Raw genomic sequence first — 16,217 nt, forward strand, 5'->3', positions numbered from 1 at the left:
TTCGCCGATGTTGGGCGCTCGCGTCGCACGCGAGAAGACCCCGCGGAAGCGGATGTCCGGCGTCGGCGCATAGGTGCCGCCAGCCTTGAAGCTCCACACCCCTCCGATGGTGGAGTAGTCGGCGTAACGGGCCGCACCTTCCAAGCCGAGGTAGTGGAGACCCGGCCGATCCTCGACGATCGGTGCGACGACCTCGACGAAGCCTTCCTTGACGTTGAACTTGCCTTGGGTGTTCGTGATCTGGTTGCCCGACGACAGGCCTGCCTGGGTGAACGGGTCGAACACCTCGGAGCTCTTCTCGCGACGATACTCGCCACCGAACGCGACAGCCACAGGCCCACCCCACAACGAGAACAGCTCCCCGTTGACGCTGCCCGACACGACATCCTGATCCACCTTCGCCAGATAGTCGTAGGAGACGTTCTGACCACTGGTCAGCTGGACGGTGTTACCATCCACCAGCGTCACGGTCCGGGTTGGGCCGGTGTACTTCTGGAGGAAGGCTGCGGCCGCGGGGGTCACCGTGTTGTAGCCGAAGATGTTGATCGGAACGCAGCCCGCAGCCCGAGCCGCCGCGTCCGAACAGCGGACATTGCCGTCCGGTCCGATTTCATTGCTGAGCGCTGCGCCGTAATTGGGCGTGTAGATTGCCTGCGCATTGGTGTGGTCGCGGCTCTCCGAATGCTCGTAATAGAGATCGTAGTTCCACTTCGGCGCAAACTCGCCCTTCAGCCCGATCACACCGCGGTAGAAGTCACGAGTGTTGTTGTTGCTGCGGCTGAAGATGTCGTTCGACCGACGACGAAACTGAATCACGTCGACGCCATTGGCGATCGCACGATCGCGGATGGCCTGCGGTACATACGGGCTGGTGATCGGGATGCCGGCATAGTCGGAGCCGTCGTAGTTGAGGGCTCGTCCGCCAGGACTCACATTGTCGATTGCCGACGGTTCGAGCGAAGCATTCGAATTCGTCCGGACATACTGTCCCTCGGCGTAAAGCTTGACCGCATCGGAGAAATCCAAGCTTCCGAGCAACGTGCCCTGGATACGCTCAACCGGGACCGACAGCAATCGATCGCCGTTGCGATTGTAGCCGTCGATATTGGCGCCCTGGTAGCCCTTCACCGCGTTCAGCGGGCTGAACGTGAACGTATTGCCCGACGTCGGCGAAAACCGCTTCGAAGGATCCGAAGCCACGTCGAACAGGCCCTGCTGCGCATACGAACTGCGGTTAGGGACGTCGCGGGACGAGAAGCTGCGATTGCGTGAGCGAAGCCCATGATCGTTGTCGTAGCTGAAGTTGCCGACCAGGTGAGCGCGATTGTCGAGGAAATTGTGTCCCGCGGTTACCGACACGTACTGACGCGGCGAATCGCCCTTGTCCGAAATCGTGTTCTGGCCGCGCACGCGCAGACCCTCGAACTCGTTCTTCAGGATGAAGTTGACCACGCCCGCGACGGCTTCCGAACCATAGACGGCGGAGGCGCCGCCGGTCAGCACCTCGACGCGGTCGATTAGGTCGGTCGGAATGTTGTTGACGTCCACCGCGGAGGTACCCGGCAACGCCGAGCGTGCGGCGCCCGTTGATAAGGACCAGCGTGCGCGATTCGCCGAGGTTGCGCAGGTTGATTCTCGCGGTGCCGTTGCCGGTGTTCGAAAAGTTCGAGCTGGTGCGGCTGAACATCTGGCCGACCGACGGCAGCGTGGCCAGCACATCCTGGACGTTGGCCGCACCGGTTTCCTGGATGCGCTCGGCGCCGACGACGGCGACCGGAACGGAAGCCTGGAGATCCGGACGGCCGATGCGCGAACCGGTCACGACGATGGTGTCGTCACCGTTCTGCGTCCCCTGCGTCGAGGTGGGGATATCGCTGGCCGCGGTGGTGGCTTGCTGTGCATACGCGGGGACGGCGAACGACGCGCCGATCAAGAGCGTGGAAGCGAGCAGCCGGCGGCGAACCTGGGCGTGCATGAAGCGTGTCTCCTCATCTTATTTTCGCGTCGTGACGACGCACCCCCGCCGTATCGGCGGGAAGATGAGCAGCTAGGGCGCTTTGAACGCGGGGTGCAAATACAGTTTGTTGCTCTATGTTTCTTTGTTCACACGCTGTAGCAAACCTGCAACATGTGGTGATGCGCTGGATCACACCACCCCCCAACGCCGCGACCTCCTCCCTCGACAGCGCGATGCCGAACATCATCGCCAGCCGCATGCGGTACACCCGCGGGTCGGTGATCTCGGCTTCGCTCGTCGCGCTGGCGGCGTGGCGGCGGTAATGACGGTCGGTCAGCGCGGCGAAGCCGTGCGGCAGGACGATGCTGACCACATTATGGGTCACGAAGCGGCTGGCGGGGGGCGGTCGCGCACCAATGGTTGCCCATCGCCAGGTCGCTGGCGTGCACCGTGCCGGTGGTGAAGCTGTACTGCGGCTGCCAGCCGGCGCCCTGGGCACGGCCGTCGGTGGTGGCGGGGTGGCCGTCGCGCAACAGCATCCAGCCGTGCGCGTCGTCGCGGCGCAGGACGAAGCGCGCGCCATCGGGGGCTTGCGCCTCGGCGCCGTCGACCAGCGGCAGGACGGGGGTGTAGCTGCCGCCGAAGCCGGTGTCGGCGATCCAGTCGGCACCGTCGATCGTGACCAGCGCCAGCGTATGGGTCAGCGGCGGCACGTCGCTCGCGCCCAGCCAGACGCGTGCCAGCAGCGCGCGCGCCGCGAAGCCGAGTGCGTCGAGCGCGTCGAGGAACAGGCGGTTGTGCTCGAAACAATAGCCGCCGCGCTGCGCGGTCACCAGCTTCGCCGCGACCGACGCGCTGTCGATCGCAATGCCGCGGCCCAGCCGCACGTCGAGATTCTCGAACGGGATGCGCTGGCGGTGCTGGAATTGCAGCCGGGCGAGGCCGGCGGGGTCGCGGGTCGGCATCGCGGGAAGCTCGATGCGGGCGAGATAGCGGTCGAGGTCGAACATCCGCCCCGCCTAGCGCGGATGCGCGTGCGTGAGAACCGTGCGGGGCGAGGCGGTTATCGCTCATGGTGGGGCGTGTTGACCCGCGTCGTGCACCCCGCCATGCGGGAGGCGAACGATCAACAGGAGGCGAGGATGAGCGACGTGACGGGTCTGGAGCTGCGCTCCGCGGTGGATGCGGACGGGCGGCTGACGCTGAGCCTGGAGGACGTGACGCATGGCGCGCCCGCCGCCGACGAGGTGGTGGTGAAGGTGGAGGCGGCGCCGATCAACCCGTCCGATCTGGGCCTGTTGCTGGGGCCGGCGGACGTGTCGACGCTGGAGCGATCGGGCAGCGTGGAGCGGCCGGTGCTGACGTTCCAGGTGCCGCGCGAACGCCTCGGCGGGGTGCGCGCGCGCGTCGGCCAGTCGCTGCCGGTAGGCAATGAGGGCGCCGGCACGGTGATCGCCGCGGGCGAGGAGGCCAAGGCGCTGATCGGGCGCAAGGTCGGCATGATGGGCGGCGCGATGTACGCGCAATATCGCACGCTGAAGGCGCGCGACGTGGTGCCGCTGCCCGAGGGTGCCAGCGCCGCGGACGGCGCGGCGATGTTCGTCAACCCGCTGACGGCGCTTGCCTTCGTCGAGACGATGCGGATGGAGGGGCACAAGGCGATCGTCCACACCGCGGCGGCGTCCAACCTCGGCCAGATGCTGCAGAAGATCTGCCTCGCGGACGGTGTGCCGCTGGTGAACATCGTGCGCAGCGAGGCGCAGGAAAAGATCCTGCGCGATATCGGCGCGACTTATGTCGTCAACAGCAAGGCGGACGATTTCCGCGCCCGGTTGGTCGACGCGATCGCGGATACCGGCGCGACGATCGCCTTCGACGCGATCGGCGGCGGGGTCGCTGGGCAGCGACATCGTCCAGGCGATGGAGCAGGCGGCGAACCGCACCGCGACCGAATACAGCCGCTATGGCTCCAGCACGTTCAAGCAGTTGTATATCTATGGCGCGCTCGACCTCGCGCCGACGACGCTCAACCGGCTGGCGTTCGGGTTCCAGTGGAGCGTGTCGGGCTTCCTGTTGACGCCGTTCATGCAGAAGGCGGGCAAGGAAGTGGTCGGCCGGATGCGCCAGCGCGTGGTCGACGAACTGACGACGACCTTCGCGAGCGGCTATACCGCGACGGTCGGGCTGGCGGAGGCGCTGTCGCCGGACGTGCTGCGCGCGTATGAGAAGAAGGCGACGGGCGAGAAGTATCTGATCGACCCGACGCGGTGAACCATTTCAACCCCTCCCCTGAAGGGGAGGGGCTTTTTAGGTTGCCACCCCGATGATCGCGATCTGGCGACCGTAATCCGGCTCTCCGCGATGTGTCGCGCGGCGGAAGCTGAAGAAGCGCGCTTCGTCGGCATAGGTGTCGAGACCCAGCGTCTCGACACGCGTCACCCCCCGCCGCCGCGAGGCGATGCGCCACATAGCCCTCCAGATCGAACTGCGCATGGCCGGCGCGCGCGTCGGCGAAGAAGCGCTCGTTGGCCGCGTCTGCCTCCTCGAAGCGGCGGCGGAAGGCGTCGTCCACTTCATAGCTGGCACGCGCGATGCACGGGCCGACCGCGGCGGCGATGCGGTCGCGACGCGCGCCCAGCGCCTCCATCGCGGCGATCGTGCGATCGGTGACGCCCGCCAGCGCGCCCTTCCACCCGGCATGCGCCGCGCCGACGACGCCCGCCGCGGCATCGGCGAGTAGGACCGGCGCGCAATCGGCGGTGATGATGCCGATCGCGAGTTCCGGACGGTCGGTCACCATCGCGTCGCCGCGCGGGCGCTCCGCGAAGGGGGCGGTGACGGTCACGCAATCGGCCGAATGGACTTGATAGGGAGTGACCAATGTGGCGTCCGGGCATACCGCGGCCAGCGCACGGCCGCGGTTCGCGCGCACCACGTCCGCATCGTCGTCGGAACCGAGCCCGACGTTGAGCGAGGCATGCACCCCCGCCCGATGCGCCGCCGCGACGACCCAGGAAGCCGTGTCGCACCCCCCGCCAGCAGGCGGGCGCGGAAGACGTCGGGCATGTCGGTCACAGGTCGAGCCGCATCACGATATCCTCATCCGCCTGATCGCCGACCATGAAGGCATAGGGGCCGACCTCGACGAAGCCGTGGCGCGTGTAGAAGCGGCGCGCGCGCGGATTGTCGGTAAAGACCGAGAGATAGAGCGCGGTCGCCCCGCGCGCCCGCGCTTCCGTGATGGCATGGTCCATCATCGCGTTCGCCAGGCCGCCGCCGTGATGCGTGGGCAGGACGTAGATCTGGCGCAGTTCGATCGCCCCTGCGGCGGGTGTGAAGGGGAGGGAGGGCGGCCCGAGCTTCATATAGGCGACCGGCTGCCCGTTCGCCTCCGCCAGTCGCACGGCATAGCGCGGGTCGGCGATCTCCGCGGCCCAGTTCTCCGGCGTGTGGATCGCGAGGAAGCTGGCGAGGTTTTCAGGCGAATAGAGGTGTCCGAACGTGTCGGCGAAGGTCTGGCGCGCCAGCGAGGCGATGACGGGAGCGTCTGCGGCGGTGGCGGTGCGAAGGGTGGGGTGGTCGGTCATGCGAAGCCTGCGGGATCGGGCCAGTCGGCGTGGGTGACGGCGAGAACGCGGAAGAGGTCGCCCATCTCCTCCACCAGTCGCGCGCGGTCGGCGGCGACGCGCGGGCCAAGCACGGCGGCACGCCGGTCGATGCCGAGCGCGCGCAGGAAGGCACCCTGGCCGATCGCTCCCGAGGCGCGCGCGCCCGAGGCGGTCGCGACCAGCCCGAGTGTCGCCATGTCGACATGGGCGGTCAGATCCACCTCGCCGGGATCGGCGAAGGGGTTGGCGAAGGAATGGCCGTGCACCGCCTGCAACGTGTCGCCGACCGCAGGACCGTCATAGCCATAGTCGATCACCAGTGCGGCACCGCCCTGTTCGACGATCCGCGCCGACAGATCGGCCATGATCGCGACACTGGCGGGCGAGGTCTCGATGATCGAACCCGGCGCGGCGTCGCGCAGCGCCGGGGGGGATGATCGTCTCGGGCACGCTGGCACCCGCGATCGGCAGGAACAGCGTGTCTTGGCACGCGACCAGCCGCTCGTGCCACGCGCCGGCGGCGCGGACCAACTGGCGGATCGGCAGCGCGTCGAAGAATTCGTTGGCGACGACGATCAGCGGCACGTCGTCGGGCAATGTGGCGAGCGCGTCGTGCCAGGTCGCGCCGGGTAGGCGCTCCGCCTGCGCCCGTCGCAGCGTCGGGCTGGTCTCGACCAGATGGACCGCGGGAGTCAGCCCGGCGCGCGCCATCACGCGCAGCGCGTCGGCGGACAGCGTGCCGCGGCCCGGCCCCAGTTCGACCCACGCCACCTCGGGCCGGCCGGCGCGGTCCCACAGGTCCGCGGCCCAGGCACCGATCAGCTCGCCGAACATCTGGCTGATCTCGGGCGCGGTGGTGAAGTCGCCGCCGGCCCCCAGGGGATCGCGCGTGGCGTAATAATGCGCGTTGGCGGCGGCCATGAACTGGCTGATCGGGATCGGCCCGCCCAGCGCGATCGCCCGCGCCAGCCGCTCCGTCAGCAACGGTTCCGCGGTGGCGGTCACGCGACGCTGGCCGTTCCCGCGGTCGCCTCCACGCGGCGGCGGCGCTTGCCCGACGTGGCGATCAGATAGGCGCCGCCCGCGATCATCGGCACGCACAGCCACTGGCCCATATGCAGCCCGGTCGCCTGTGCGAACGCCACCAACTGGCGGTCCGGCTCGCGGAAGAATTCGACCGTGAAGCGCGCCACGCCGTAGCCGGCGAGGAAGATACCGACCAGCCGACCGGGATAGTAACGCGCATCGGTGCGCCAGAAGAAGAACCAGAGCAGGAGGAACAGCGCGATGCCCTCCAGTCCCGCCTCGTACAGCTGGCTGGGATGGCGTGCCGGCTCGGGGATGCCATAGGGCACGGTCCGTTCGAACACGATCGCCCAGGGCACGTCGGCGGGCTTGCCCCACAATTCGCCGTTCACGAAATTGGCGAGCCGGCCGAAGAACAACCCGAACGGCACGCAAGCCGCCACCCAGTCGTGGATGCGCAGCCAGTCCAGCTTGTTCTTGCGCGCGAACCAGATGATGCCCAGCGACGTGCCGACGACGCCGCCGTGGAACGACATGCCGCCGTCCCACAGTCGCAGGATCGACAGCGGGCGCACCAGCATCTCCGGCGCGTAGAACAGGACGTAGCCGATCCGCCCGCCCAGGATGATGCCGAGCGTGGCGTAGAAGACGAGGTCGTCGGCATGGCGCCGCGCCATCGGCGCGCCGGGCTGCGCGATCAGCTTCAGCAGATACCACCAGCCGATGACGATGCCCGCGATATAGGCGAGGCTGTACCAGCGCAGCGTGAAGAAGCCGATCGTGAACACGTCGGGGTGCAGCCCGAGATCGGCGAATCGGATATGTCCCGCGGCGGGCAGTGCCCCAGCGGCAAGAGCTGGCAGTATCAAGGCTTTCCCCTTTTCGACCGCGCCTGCATAAAGGGCGGGAGGGACAAACCCAAGCGGAGAGAATGATGCGGACCGAACTGGACCAGCAGATGGATGCGGTGATGGCCACCCTGACGGGGGAGGGCGGACCGCTCGCGCTGGGGCAGGTGGAACGGTTCGGCCGGCAATTGCCCTATATCGCCGCTGCGCCGTCGACGCTGCCGGCCTATTTCGCGCATTTCTGTACCCAGCATCGCGATGTCGAGTTCCTGGTCGCGGGCGGCGAACGGCTGACCTACGGGCAGGTGTACGATGCCGCGACGCGCGTCGCGCACGCGCTGGTCGATGGCTATGGCCTCGCCAAGGGCGATCGCGTCGGGATCGCGGCGCGCAATTCGCCGTCGTGGATCGTGCTCTACATGGGCACGCTGATGGCGGGCGGCGTCGTGTGCCTGCTCAACGGCTGGTGGCAGGCGGAGGAGTTCGAGGGCGCGATCCGCGACGTCGGCGTGTCGCTGGTCTTCGCCGACGCGCCGCGCACGAAACGGCTGGCGGCGATCGCGGGGCTGCGCGATGTGCGCGTCGAGACGTTCGACGATCTGCAACCGCTGGAGGCGGCGCTCGACACGGTGTTCGCGCGTGCGAAGGGCGGGGCGCTGCCCGACATCGCGGGCAGCGACCATGCCACGATCCTGTTCACCTCCGGCTCGACCGGCGTGTCGAAGGGCGCCTTGTCGACACATTTCCAGGTGGTGCAGGGCATCTTCAATTATCTCGCTTCCGCACTGATGATGCTGGGGATTTCGCAACAGGCGGGCGTCACCAGCACGCTCCAGCCCGCGACCCTGCTCAACGTGCCGCTGTTCCACGTCACCGCCGAGGTGCCGGTGTTCCTCCAGAGCATGGCGATCGCGCGCAAGCTGGTGCTGATGCCGAAATGGGATGCCGAGGAGGCGATGCGGCTGATCGACAAGGAGAAGGTGACCTATTTCGTCGGCGTGCCGCTGATGAGCTTCGAAATGCTGACGCATCCCAACCGCGCGAAATACGACCTGTCGACCGTCACCGATATCGCCGCGGGCGGCGCGCCGCGCCCGGTCGAGCACGTCAAGCGGATCGACGCGGAGATGGAGGGGGCGCCGCTGATCGGCTATGGCCTGACCGAGACGAACGGCGTCGGCACCGGCAACTGGCGCGGCAATTATATCGCCAAGCCCAATTCGGCGGGCCGCGCGTCGGCGCCGCTGGTCGACCTCGCGATCCTCGACGACGACGGCCGCGCGCTGCCGGCGGGCGAGCGGGGCGAGGTGTGCATCCGCTCGGCGGCGTGCTTCCAGGAATATTGGGGCCGCGCCGACGCCACCGCCGCCGCCTTCACCGCGGACGGCTATTTCCGCACCGGCGACCTGGGGTATCTCGACGCCGAGGGCTATCTGTTCATCGTCGACCGCAAGAAGGACATCATCATCCGCGGCGGCGAGAATATCAGCTGCCAGGAGGTCGAGGCGGCGCTGTACGAGCATCCTGAGGTGGCGGAGGCCGCGGTGTTCGGACTGCCGGACGAGCGCTATGGCGAGGTGCCGGGCGCCGTCGTCCACCTCGCCAGCCCGGGCGCGGTCGAGGCGGAGGACCTGATCGCGTTCCTGTCGCAGCATATCGCCGCGTTCAAGGTGCCGCAGCGCATCTGGATCGCGCACGATCCGCTGCCGCGGCTGGGCACGGAGAAAATCGACAAGGTGTCGCTGCGCAAGGCCTATCGCGACCGGGTCGGCGCGGAGGCGGTGTAGCGCTTGCCGACCTTTCATCGTCACCCCGGATCAAGTCCGGCGTGACGGGAACCCGACTTTCCGCCTTCCCCGCCGCCGCCCACCCGGCTACCCCGTCGTCATGCCAGCGCTGACCCGACGCAACCTGCTGATCTCCGGTGGCGTGGGCGTCGGGCTGGTCGTCGCCTGGGTGGCGTGGCCGCGGACGTATCTGCCCAACCTGGCCACTGCCCCGGGCGAAACCGCGTTCGGTGCGTGGCTGAAGATCGGGCGCGACGGGCAGGTGATCGTCGCGGTGCCGCAGGTCGAGCACGGGCAGGGCGTCTATACCGTGCTGGCGCAGATCGTCGCGGACGAACTGGGCGCCGACTGGCGCAGCGTCGGCGTGGAGGCGGCACCAATCGGCCCGCTCTATGCCAATATCATGGGTGCAGAAGCCTTGTTTTCCAGCGCCTTCGCACATGTTCCGCAGGCGCTGTGTGACGAGGCATGGACGCGTCAGGCGGTGATGGTGACCGCCGGTTCGACCTCCGTCCGCCAGTTCGAGGCGCCGTTGCGCGAGGCGGGGGCGGCGGCGCGGGTGCTGCTGTGCAAGGCGGCGGCGCGGCGCTGGGACGTGTCGTGGGAGGAATGCGAAACCGCCGACGGCTTCGTCGTGCGCGGCGAGCAGCGGCTGCGCTTCGCCGAACTGGCGTCGGCGGCGGCGGGTGAGTCGCTGCCGGAGGAGATGCCGCTAAGGATCGGGGAAGACGGCCGATTGTCCGGGCAGTCGCTGCCCCGGCTCGACGTGCCCGCGAAAGTGGACGGATCGGCCAATTTCGTTGCCGACGTGCGGCTGCCCGACATGGTCTTCGCCAGCGTGCGGCAGGGGCCGCGCGCGACCTCGCGACTGCACGGCGTGAACAAGGCCGCGGCGGAGCGTGTTCGCGGGGTCGTGGCGGTGGTGGAGAACGACCAATGGGTCGCGGCGGTCGGCACCAGCTGGTGGTCCGCCAACCGCGCGCTGGCGGCGCTCGCGCCGCGCTTCGTGGACGAGGGCAGGCCGCTGGACGATGCCGCGATCGATCGCGCGCTGGATGCCGCGCTGGACGGCGACGGCTATCGCGTGGCCGGGGCGGGGAATCTGTCGGCGGCATTTCGCGGTGCGCGGCTGATCCAGGCGGAATATGTCGCCCGCCCCGCCCTCCATGGCGCCATCGAGACGCCGGCCGCTACCGCGCAATGGCAGAACCAGCGGCTGGAATTGTGGATCGCGACGCAGGCGCCGTCGCTGGTCCGCGCCGCCGCCGCGGCGGCGATCGGCGTGGACGAAGGGCAGGTGATCGTCCACCCGATGATGGTCGGCGGATCGTTCGGCGCGGCGCTGGAGCCCGATGTCGCACGGCAGGTCGCGGTGCTGGCGATGCGGTTGCGCCGCCCGGTGCAGCTGATGTGGTCGCGCGGCGAGGCGCTGTTGCAGGATCGCGTGCGTGCGCCGGCCAAGGCGCGGATGAGCGCACGGCTGGCCGCCAGTGGCGCGATCCTGGGCTGGCAGGCGAAGATCGCGGTCGCCGCCACCGGGCGCGACATGGCGGCGCGGATGATGCCCGACAGCCTGCTGCGCCGCATGTCCGGCGCGCTGCCGCGCGGCGCCGACGCTTATGCCATGTCGGGGGCGGTGCCGCCGTATCGCCTGCCGGCCTTCGCGGTCGACCATCACCCCGTCGAGCTGGACTTGCGTGTCGGGCATTTGCGAGGTGGTGCGGATGGTTATACCGCCTTCTTCACCGAATGCTTCATCGACGAACTGGCGCAGGCCGCGGGCAGCGAGCCGATGTCCTATCGCGTCGGGATGCTGGGCGGCGACCCGCGGCTGGCGCGGTGCCTGACCACCGTCGCCGCGCTGGGCGGCTGGGGCGGGGGCATTCCCGGCAGCGGGCAGGGGATCGCGTGCCATACGGTGGCGGGCAGCGCGATCGCGGTGCTGGCCGAGGCACAGGTCGACGATGACGGCCGTCCGCGGATCGACCGGCTGGTCGCGGCGGTCGATTGCGGGCGGGCGATCAATCCCGATGTGGTCCGCCAGCAGATCGAGGGCGGGCTGATCTTCGGCACCGGCGTGGCGACGGGGACGGCGGCCTCGTACCGTGACGATCTGGCGCAGGTGCGGATGTTCGGCGACCTGCGCCTGCCGACGCTGGACGATGCGCCGGAGGTGACGGTGGAACTGATCGCCGCGTCAGGCGATCCCGGCGGGGTGAGCGATCTGGGCGTGCCCGCGGTCGCCCCCGCCATCGCCAATGCGCTGCACGCCGCCACCGGCGTGCGCCGCCGCACCCTGCCGCTCAGGAGCCCGTCATGATTTCCGCCGGCCATCCCGCCGTCCCGCGCCCGCGCATCGGCGTGCTGATCGTCAACCTGGGCACCCCGGACGGCCCCGATGCGCCGGCGGTGAAGCGCTACCTGGCGGAATTCTTGTCCGATCCGCGCGTCGTGGAGATCCCGCGGCTGGCGTGGCAGCCGATCCTGCGCGGCATCATCCTCAACACGCGTCCCAAGAAGTCGGCGCACGCCTATGCGCAGGTGTGGAGCGATGCGGGCTCCCCGCTCGCCGCGGTCACGCGCGCGCAGGCGCTGGCGCTGAAGGATGCGTTCGGCGCGGAGGTGCTGGTCGACTGGGCGATGCGCTACGGCAATCCGGCGATCGGCGATCGCCTGCGCGCAATGAAGGAGGCGGGGTGCGAGCGCATCCTGCTCGCGCCGCTCTATCCGCAATATTGCGCCGCCACCACCGCGACCGCCAACGACAAGGCGTTCGCCGCGCTGGCGCAGATGCGCTGGCAGCCGGCGCTGCGCACGCTGCCGCCCTATTACGACGATCCCGTCTATATCGACACGCTGGTAGGAAATGTCCGCAATGCGCTGTCGACACTCGATTTCGTGCCCGATGCGGTGATCGCCAGCTTCCACGGCATGCCGCAGCGGACGCTGGAGCTGGGCGATCCCTATCACTGCCATTGCCGCAAGACCGCGCGGCTGCTGGGAGAGGCGCTGGGGATGGAGCTGACCGTCGCATTCCAGTCGCGCTTCGGGCGCGCCAAATGGCTGGAGCCCGCGACCGACACCACGCTGGCGGCGATGCCGGCGCGCGGCATCCGCAAGGTGGCGATCGTCGCGCCCGGTTTTTCCGCCGACTGTCTGGAAACGCTGGAAGAGCTGGCGATCCGCGGACGCGAGAGTTTCGTCGCGGCAGGCGGTACGGATTTCGCCTACCTGCCTTGTCTCAACGATACGCGCGAGGGTATCGAGATGCTGCGCACGCTACTGTCGCGCGAGCTGGAAGGGTGGCGCACGAACGCGTGACCCCCCGGCACAACGGGAGGATGACCGGATGGCACGGGTTGCGATTGTCACGGGCGGCACGCGCGGCATCGGCGAGGCGATCAGCGTCGCGCTGAAGGACATGGGCATGACGGTCGCCGCCAATTACGCCGGCAACGACGAACGCGCGAAGGACTTCACGGCGCGGACCGGCATCGCGGCCTACAAATGGGACGTCGCCGATTACGACGCCTGCCAGGCGGGCTGCGCGCAGGTCGCCGACGAGCTGGGGCCGGTCGACGTGCTGGTCAACAACGCCGGCATCACGCGAGACGGCACGATCCTGAAGCTGACCTATCAGATGTGGAAGGAGGTCATGGACACCAATCTGGGCGGGTGTTTCAACATGGCCAAGGCGGTGTTCCCCGGCATGCGCGAGCGCAAGTGGGGACGGATCGTCAACATCGGGTCGATCAACGGCCAGGCTGGTCAGTACGGACAGGTGAACTATGCCGCAGCCAAGAGCGGCATCCACGGCTTCACCAAGGCGCTGTCGCAGGAGGGCGCGAAGCTGGGCGTGACCGTCAACGCGATCGCGCCGGGCTATATCGACACCGACATGGTGGCCGCGGTGCCGCCCGAGGTGCTGGAGAAGATCGTCGCCAAGATTCCGGTCGGCCGGCTGGGCCAGGCGCAGGAGATCGCGCGCGGCGTCGCCTTCCTGTGTTCGGAGAATGGCGGCTTCGTCACTGGTTCGACGCTGAGCATCAACGGCGGGCAGCACATGTACTGATGGCGCAGGACGACGCCATCTTCGTTCGCGAGGGCGGCGGGGTGCGCGCGACGCGCTTCGCCGCCGGGCCGTGGAACCCGGACCTGCAACACGGCGGCGCGCCCTCCGCGCTGGTCGTCTGGGCGGCCGAGCAGGTGCCGGCCGCAGCACCGATGCGCGTCGCGCGCGTGACGGTGGAATTGTTGCGCCCGGTGCCGGTCGGCGCGCTCGACATCGCCACCGATGTGCTGCGCGAGGGGCGCAAGATCCAGCTGGTGCAGGTGCGCCTTCTCGCCGCCGGCAAGGAAGTGACGCGCGCGGTCGTCCTGCGGCTGCGGGTCGACGCGGTCGCGCTGCCCGACGACGTGGCGATGCCCGCGGTCGACAGCGCGCCGGAGGATGTGGCCGACGACGGGCTGGGCACGGGGCTGATCCCCGGCGTCACCTTCGCCGCGAACTTTGACATGAAGCGAATCCGCGGCGGTTTCGGCCAGCTGGGGCCGGGCCGGGTATGGTTCCGCCAGCATCGTGCGCTGGTGGAGGGCGAGCCGTTGTCGCCCGCGGCGCGCGCGATGGCGGTGGCGGATTTCTCGAACGGGATCGCGCCGGTACTGCCGTTCGCGGACTGGACCTTCCTGAACGCGGACCTGAGCGTTCATTTCGCGCGGCTGCCGGAGGGGGAGTGGATCTTCTCCGATGCGGAGACCTGGGCGGCGCCGGACGGCACCGGGCTGGCGATGACGCGGCTGGCGGACCGGCGCGGCTATTTCGCGCGCGCGGTACAATCGCTGCTGCTGGAACGGCGATAACACAACGGACCCGGCACCTTTCGGCACCGGGTCCGCGCCCTCATACGCTACGCGAGGGAGCTCGATAACTGGAGGACGGCGGCAACGCCGCCGTCGGTCGGGGCGGGCGAAGCCGCCCCGTCGGCCGTGTCGGACGCTGCGGCTTCGCCGCATCGACCCGCGGTTACGCGGGTCTGCGTCCGTTATCGGCAATAACGCGGGTTGTTCGACTTCTCGACCGCATTGCCCGCGACCGCGCCGCCGACGCCGCCCAGCACGGTGCCGAGCGTCCGGTCGCCGCGGGTGTCGATCGCGCGACCCAGCAGGCCGCCGGCGATCGCGCCGACGATGGTGCCGGTGGTGCCGTTCGAGCAGCGGCGGTTGCTGTTGTAATTGTAGCGACGGTCGTAGCCGCGGCGATCGTAGCTGCGATAGTCGCGCTGGTCGTAATAGCCGCGGTCGTAGCGGTCGCCGTAGTAACGCTGCGCGTGCGCGGCGGTCGGTGCCATGGCGGCGGTGCCCATCGCGAGCGCGGCGCCGGCAAGTGCGAGATCCTTGAACATCGTCTGTCTCCCGTTTGCTTCATCCGGTCGGCGGGTCTTCCCGTCGATGACGTGCTTATGGGTGATTCGCCTTGAGCCGATGCTGAATGCGCTCGTTATCGCCGGTTCACCTTTCCTGCGGCGGGTGAGGCGCTACAGCGGGCGCGGTGCGGTGGATCGTCATCCTCATCATGCTGGTGGTGCTGGTCCCCGACTGGACCGGGGAACCGCGCCTGCCATTGGTGCGCGGCGACCTGCGCGTACAGGCGCGTGGCTTCGTGCCCGCTGGCGGACGGCCGCGGCGCGTCGGAATGCTGGAGCCGGTCGGCGCGCTCTCGCTGCATGCGGACGATCCGGCATTCGGCGGCTTTTCCGCGCTCGCGCTGCGGCGGGGCGAGGCGATCCTGCTCAGCGATGGCGGCAATGTCGTGCGGCTGCGCATACGCGGCGGGGGGATCGCGGTGACGCACGCCACCGGCCTCGCCGATGGGCCCGGGACCGGGTGGGACAAGCGCACGCGCGATACCGAGTCGCTGGCGGTCGATCCGGCGAGCGGGCGGATGTGGATCGGCTATGAGCGGGCGAATGCGATCTGGCGCTACACGCCGGATGCCGCGCGCAGCGACGGGCATGTCGCGCCGGCGGCGATGCGCGACTGGGGACGCAATTCCGGCTCGGAGACGCTGGTGCGGCTGAACGATGGCCGCTTCCTGACGATCCGCGAGGGCGTGATGGCGATGCGACGGCCACGGCCCGCGCTGCTGTTCGACGGCGATCCGGTTGTACGCGGCACGCACGCGGTTGCGCTCTCCTATCGCCCGCCCGTGGGCTATGTGCCCACCGACGGCGCGGTGCTGCCGGATGGCGACCTGCTGGTGGTCAACCGGCGCTGGCGCTTTCCCTTCCGCTTCGACTGCGCGATCGCGCGGGTGCCCGCGAGGCAGGTGCGCGCCGGCGCGGTGATGCACGGCCCGGTGATCGCGCGCCCGACCCGCGTGATGGGCGGCGAGAATGTCGAGGGGATCGCGATCACGCGCGAGGGTGGCGCGACGATGGTCTGGCTGGTCACCGACAACGACCTGGCCGTCTATCGCCGCACGATCCTGGCGAAGTTCCGACTGGTCGACTGACGCACAACGCATTGCGGCCCGCCGTCGCGAGGGACGGCGGGCCGCAATGCTTCGGCGCAGTACGCGATCGCTTATGCGGCGGCGGTGGTCGCCGCGCGCTTCTTCACGATGTCGCGCTTCAGGCGACGCGCCTTCAGCGACAGCTTGTCGTCGGTGGTCTTGACCAGCCAGTTGTCCAGCCCGCCGTTATGCTCGACCGAGCGCAGGCCGTGGGTCGACACGCGCAGCTTGATCGAGCGCTCCAGCGCGTCGGACAGCAGCGTCACGTTCTGCAGGTTCGGCAGAAAGGTCCGCTTGGTCTTGTTGTTGGCGTGGGAGACGTTGTTACCCACCTGCCGGCCCTTGCCGGTCAGCTCGCAGATGCGCGACATGTGATCGTTCCTGAATGCGGTTGCCCGGAAAGTCGGCGCCGATAACCCGCTATGCCCGGATCGTCAACCCGCCCGTGTGGCCGAGGGTGCAACCAGCACGCTGCGGCGG

At 69.0% G+C, this 16,217-nt stretch carries 11 protein-coding genes and 5 pseudogenes; 7 read left to right on the forward strand and 9 right to left on the reverse strand.

Going from position 1 to position 16,217, the window contains the following annotated elements; all coding sequences use genetic code 11:
- From PGN14_RS16030 to PGN14_RS16045, 3 genes and pseudogenes are all read right to left on the reverse strand, one after another.
- Positions 1 to 1,503 (reverse strand): TonB-dependent receptor domain-containing protein (locus tag PGN14_RS16030; protein ID WP_443019545.1); only part of this gene is annotated, 1,503 nt, incomplete at its 3' end.
- Between the two features lie 6 nt (positions 1,504 to 1,509).
- Positions 1,510 to 1,975 (reverse strand): annotated as a pseudogene (locus tag PGN14_RS16035) (TonB-dependent receptor plug domain-containing protein); the annotation flags it as partial.
- A gap of 181 nt (positions 1,976 to 2,156) precedes the next feature.
- Positions 2,157 to 2,967, reverse strand: a pseudogene (locus PGN14_RS16045) (arylamine N-acetyltransferase family protein); the annotation flags it as partial.
- 132 nt (positions 2,968 to 3,099) lie between these two features.
- Between PGN14_RS16045 and PGN14_RS16050 the strand changes: the two are divergent.
- Positions 3,100 to 4,228: pseudogene (locus PGN14_RS16050) on the forward strand (zinc-binding dehydrogenase).
- A gap of 36 nt (positions 4,229 to 4,264) precedes the next feature.
- On the opposite strand, the pseudogene pgeF reads toward PGN14_RS16050, so the two are convergent.
- The 4 genes and pseudogenes from pgeF to lgt all read right to left on the reverse strand — a co-directional run bounded on the left by pgeF (position 4,265) and on the right by lgt (position 7,460).
- Positions 4,265 to 4,986, reverse strand: a pseudogene (gene pgeF, locus PGN14_RS16060) (peptidoglycan editing factor PgeF).
- A 42-nt stretch (positions 4,987 to 5,028) separates the two neighbouring features.
- Positions 5,029 to 5,544, reverse strand: a complete 516-nt coding sequence (locus PGN14_RS16065) for a GNAT family N-acetyltransferase (RefSeq protein WP_335300591.1) — start codon at positions 5,542 to 5,544, stop codon at positions 5,029 to 5,031.
- Positions 5,541 to 6,486: pseudogene (locus tag PGN14_RS16070) on the reverse strand (class I SAM-dependent methyltransferase). The gene PGN14_RS16065 and the pseudogene PGN14_RS16070 overlap by 4 nt, the downstream one beginning before the upstream one ends.
- 80 nt (positions 6,487 to 6,566) lie before the next feature.
- Positions 6,567 to 7,460, reverse strand: coding sequence for a prolipoprotein diacylglyceryl transferase (gene lgt / locus PGN14_RS16075; protein ID WP_335300592.1), 894 nt, complete (start codon positions 7,458 to 7,460; stop codon positions 6,567 to 6,569).
- Positions 7,461 to 7,525: 65 nt separating this feature from the next.
- Here lgt and PGN14_RS16080 point away from each other — a divergent pair, with 65 nt between their 5' ends.
- From PGN14_RS16080 to PGN14_RS16100, 5 genes are all read left to right on the forward strand, one after another.
- On the forward strand, positions 7,526 to 9,226 hold the full coding sequence (locus PGN14_RS16080; RefSeq protein ID WP_335300656.1) for a class I adenylate-forming enzyme family protein: 1,701 nt from the start codon (positions 7,526 to 7,528) through the stop codon (positions 9,224 to 9,226).
- A 100-nt stretch (positions 9,227 to 9,326) separates the two neighbouring features.
- Positions 9,327 to 11,546 (forward strand): xanthine dehydrogenase family protein molybdopterin-binding subunit, encoded by a 2,220-nt coding sequence (locus PGN14_RS16085; RefSeq protein ID WP_335300593.1) that lies wholly within the window; start codon positions 9,327 to 9,329, stop codon positions 11,544 to 11,546.
- A complete protein-coding gene (hemH, locus tag PGN14_RS16090) occupies positions 11,543 to 12,547 on the forward strand; it encodes a ferrochelatase (RefSeq protein WP_335300594.1) in 1,005 nt (334 codons plus the stop codon). Before PGN14_RS16085 ends, hemH begins: the two co-directional genes overlap by 4 nt.
- Positions 12,548 to 12,575: 28 nt before the next feature.
- Entirely contained in the window at positions 12,576 to 13,298 is a 723-nt protein-coding gene (gene phbB / locus PGN14_RS16095; RefSeq protein ID WP_335300595.1) for an acetoacetyl-CoA reductase, read from the forward strand.
- A complete protein-coding gene (locus tag PGN14_RS16100; protein WP_335300596.1) occupies positions 13,298 to 14,086 on the forward strand; it encodes a thioesterase family protein in 789 nt (262 codons plus the stop codon). The genes phbB and PGN14_RS16100 overlap by 1 nt, the downstream gene beginning before the upstream one ends.
- Positions 14,087 to 14,268: 182 nt before the next feature.
- Here PGN14_RS16100 and PGN14_RS16105 read toward each other — a convergent pair whose 3' ends face one another.
- Positions 14,269 to 14,628, reverse strand: a complete 360-nt coding sequence (locus PGN14_RS16105; RefSeq protein ID WP_335300597.1) for a glycine zipper 2TM domain-containing protein — start codon at positions 14,626 to 14,628, stop codon at positions 14,269 to 14,271.
- Between the two features lie 146 nt (positions 14,629 to 14,774).
- Here PGN14_RS16105 and PGN14_RS16110 point away from each other — a divergent pair, with 146 nt between their 5' ends.
- Positions 14,775 to 15,737: an esterase-like activity of phytase family protein gene (locus tag PGN14_RS16110; RefSeq protein WP_335300598.1), complete on the forward strand. Its 963-nt coding sequence runs from the start codon at positions 14,775 to 14,777 to the stop codon at positions 15,735 to 15,737.
- A 71-nt stretch (positions 15,738 to 15,808) separates the two neighbouring features.
- Here the strand turns inward: PGN14_RS16110 and rpmB are convergent, their stop codons facing one another.
- On the reverse strand, positions 15,809 to 16,108 hold the full coding sequence (rpmB, locus tag PGN14_RS16115) for a 50S ribosomal protein L28 (RefSeq protein WP_335300599.1): 300 nt from the start codon (positions 16,106 to 16,108) through the stop codon (positions 15,809 to 15,811).
- Positions 16,109 to 16,217 lie beyond the last annotated feature (109 nt).

It is taken from the genome of Sphingomonas adhaesiva, assembly GCF_036946305.1.
Taxonomy (GTDB): domain Bacteria; phylum Pseudomonadota; class Alphaproteobacteria; order Sphingomonadales; family Sphingomonadaceae; genus Sphingomonas; species Sphingomonas adhaesiva_B.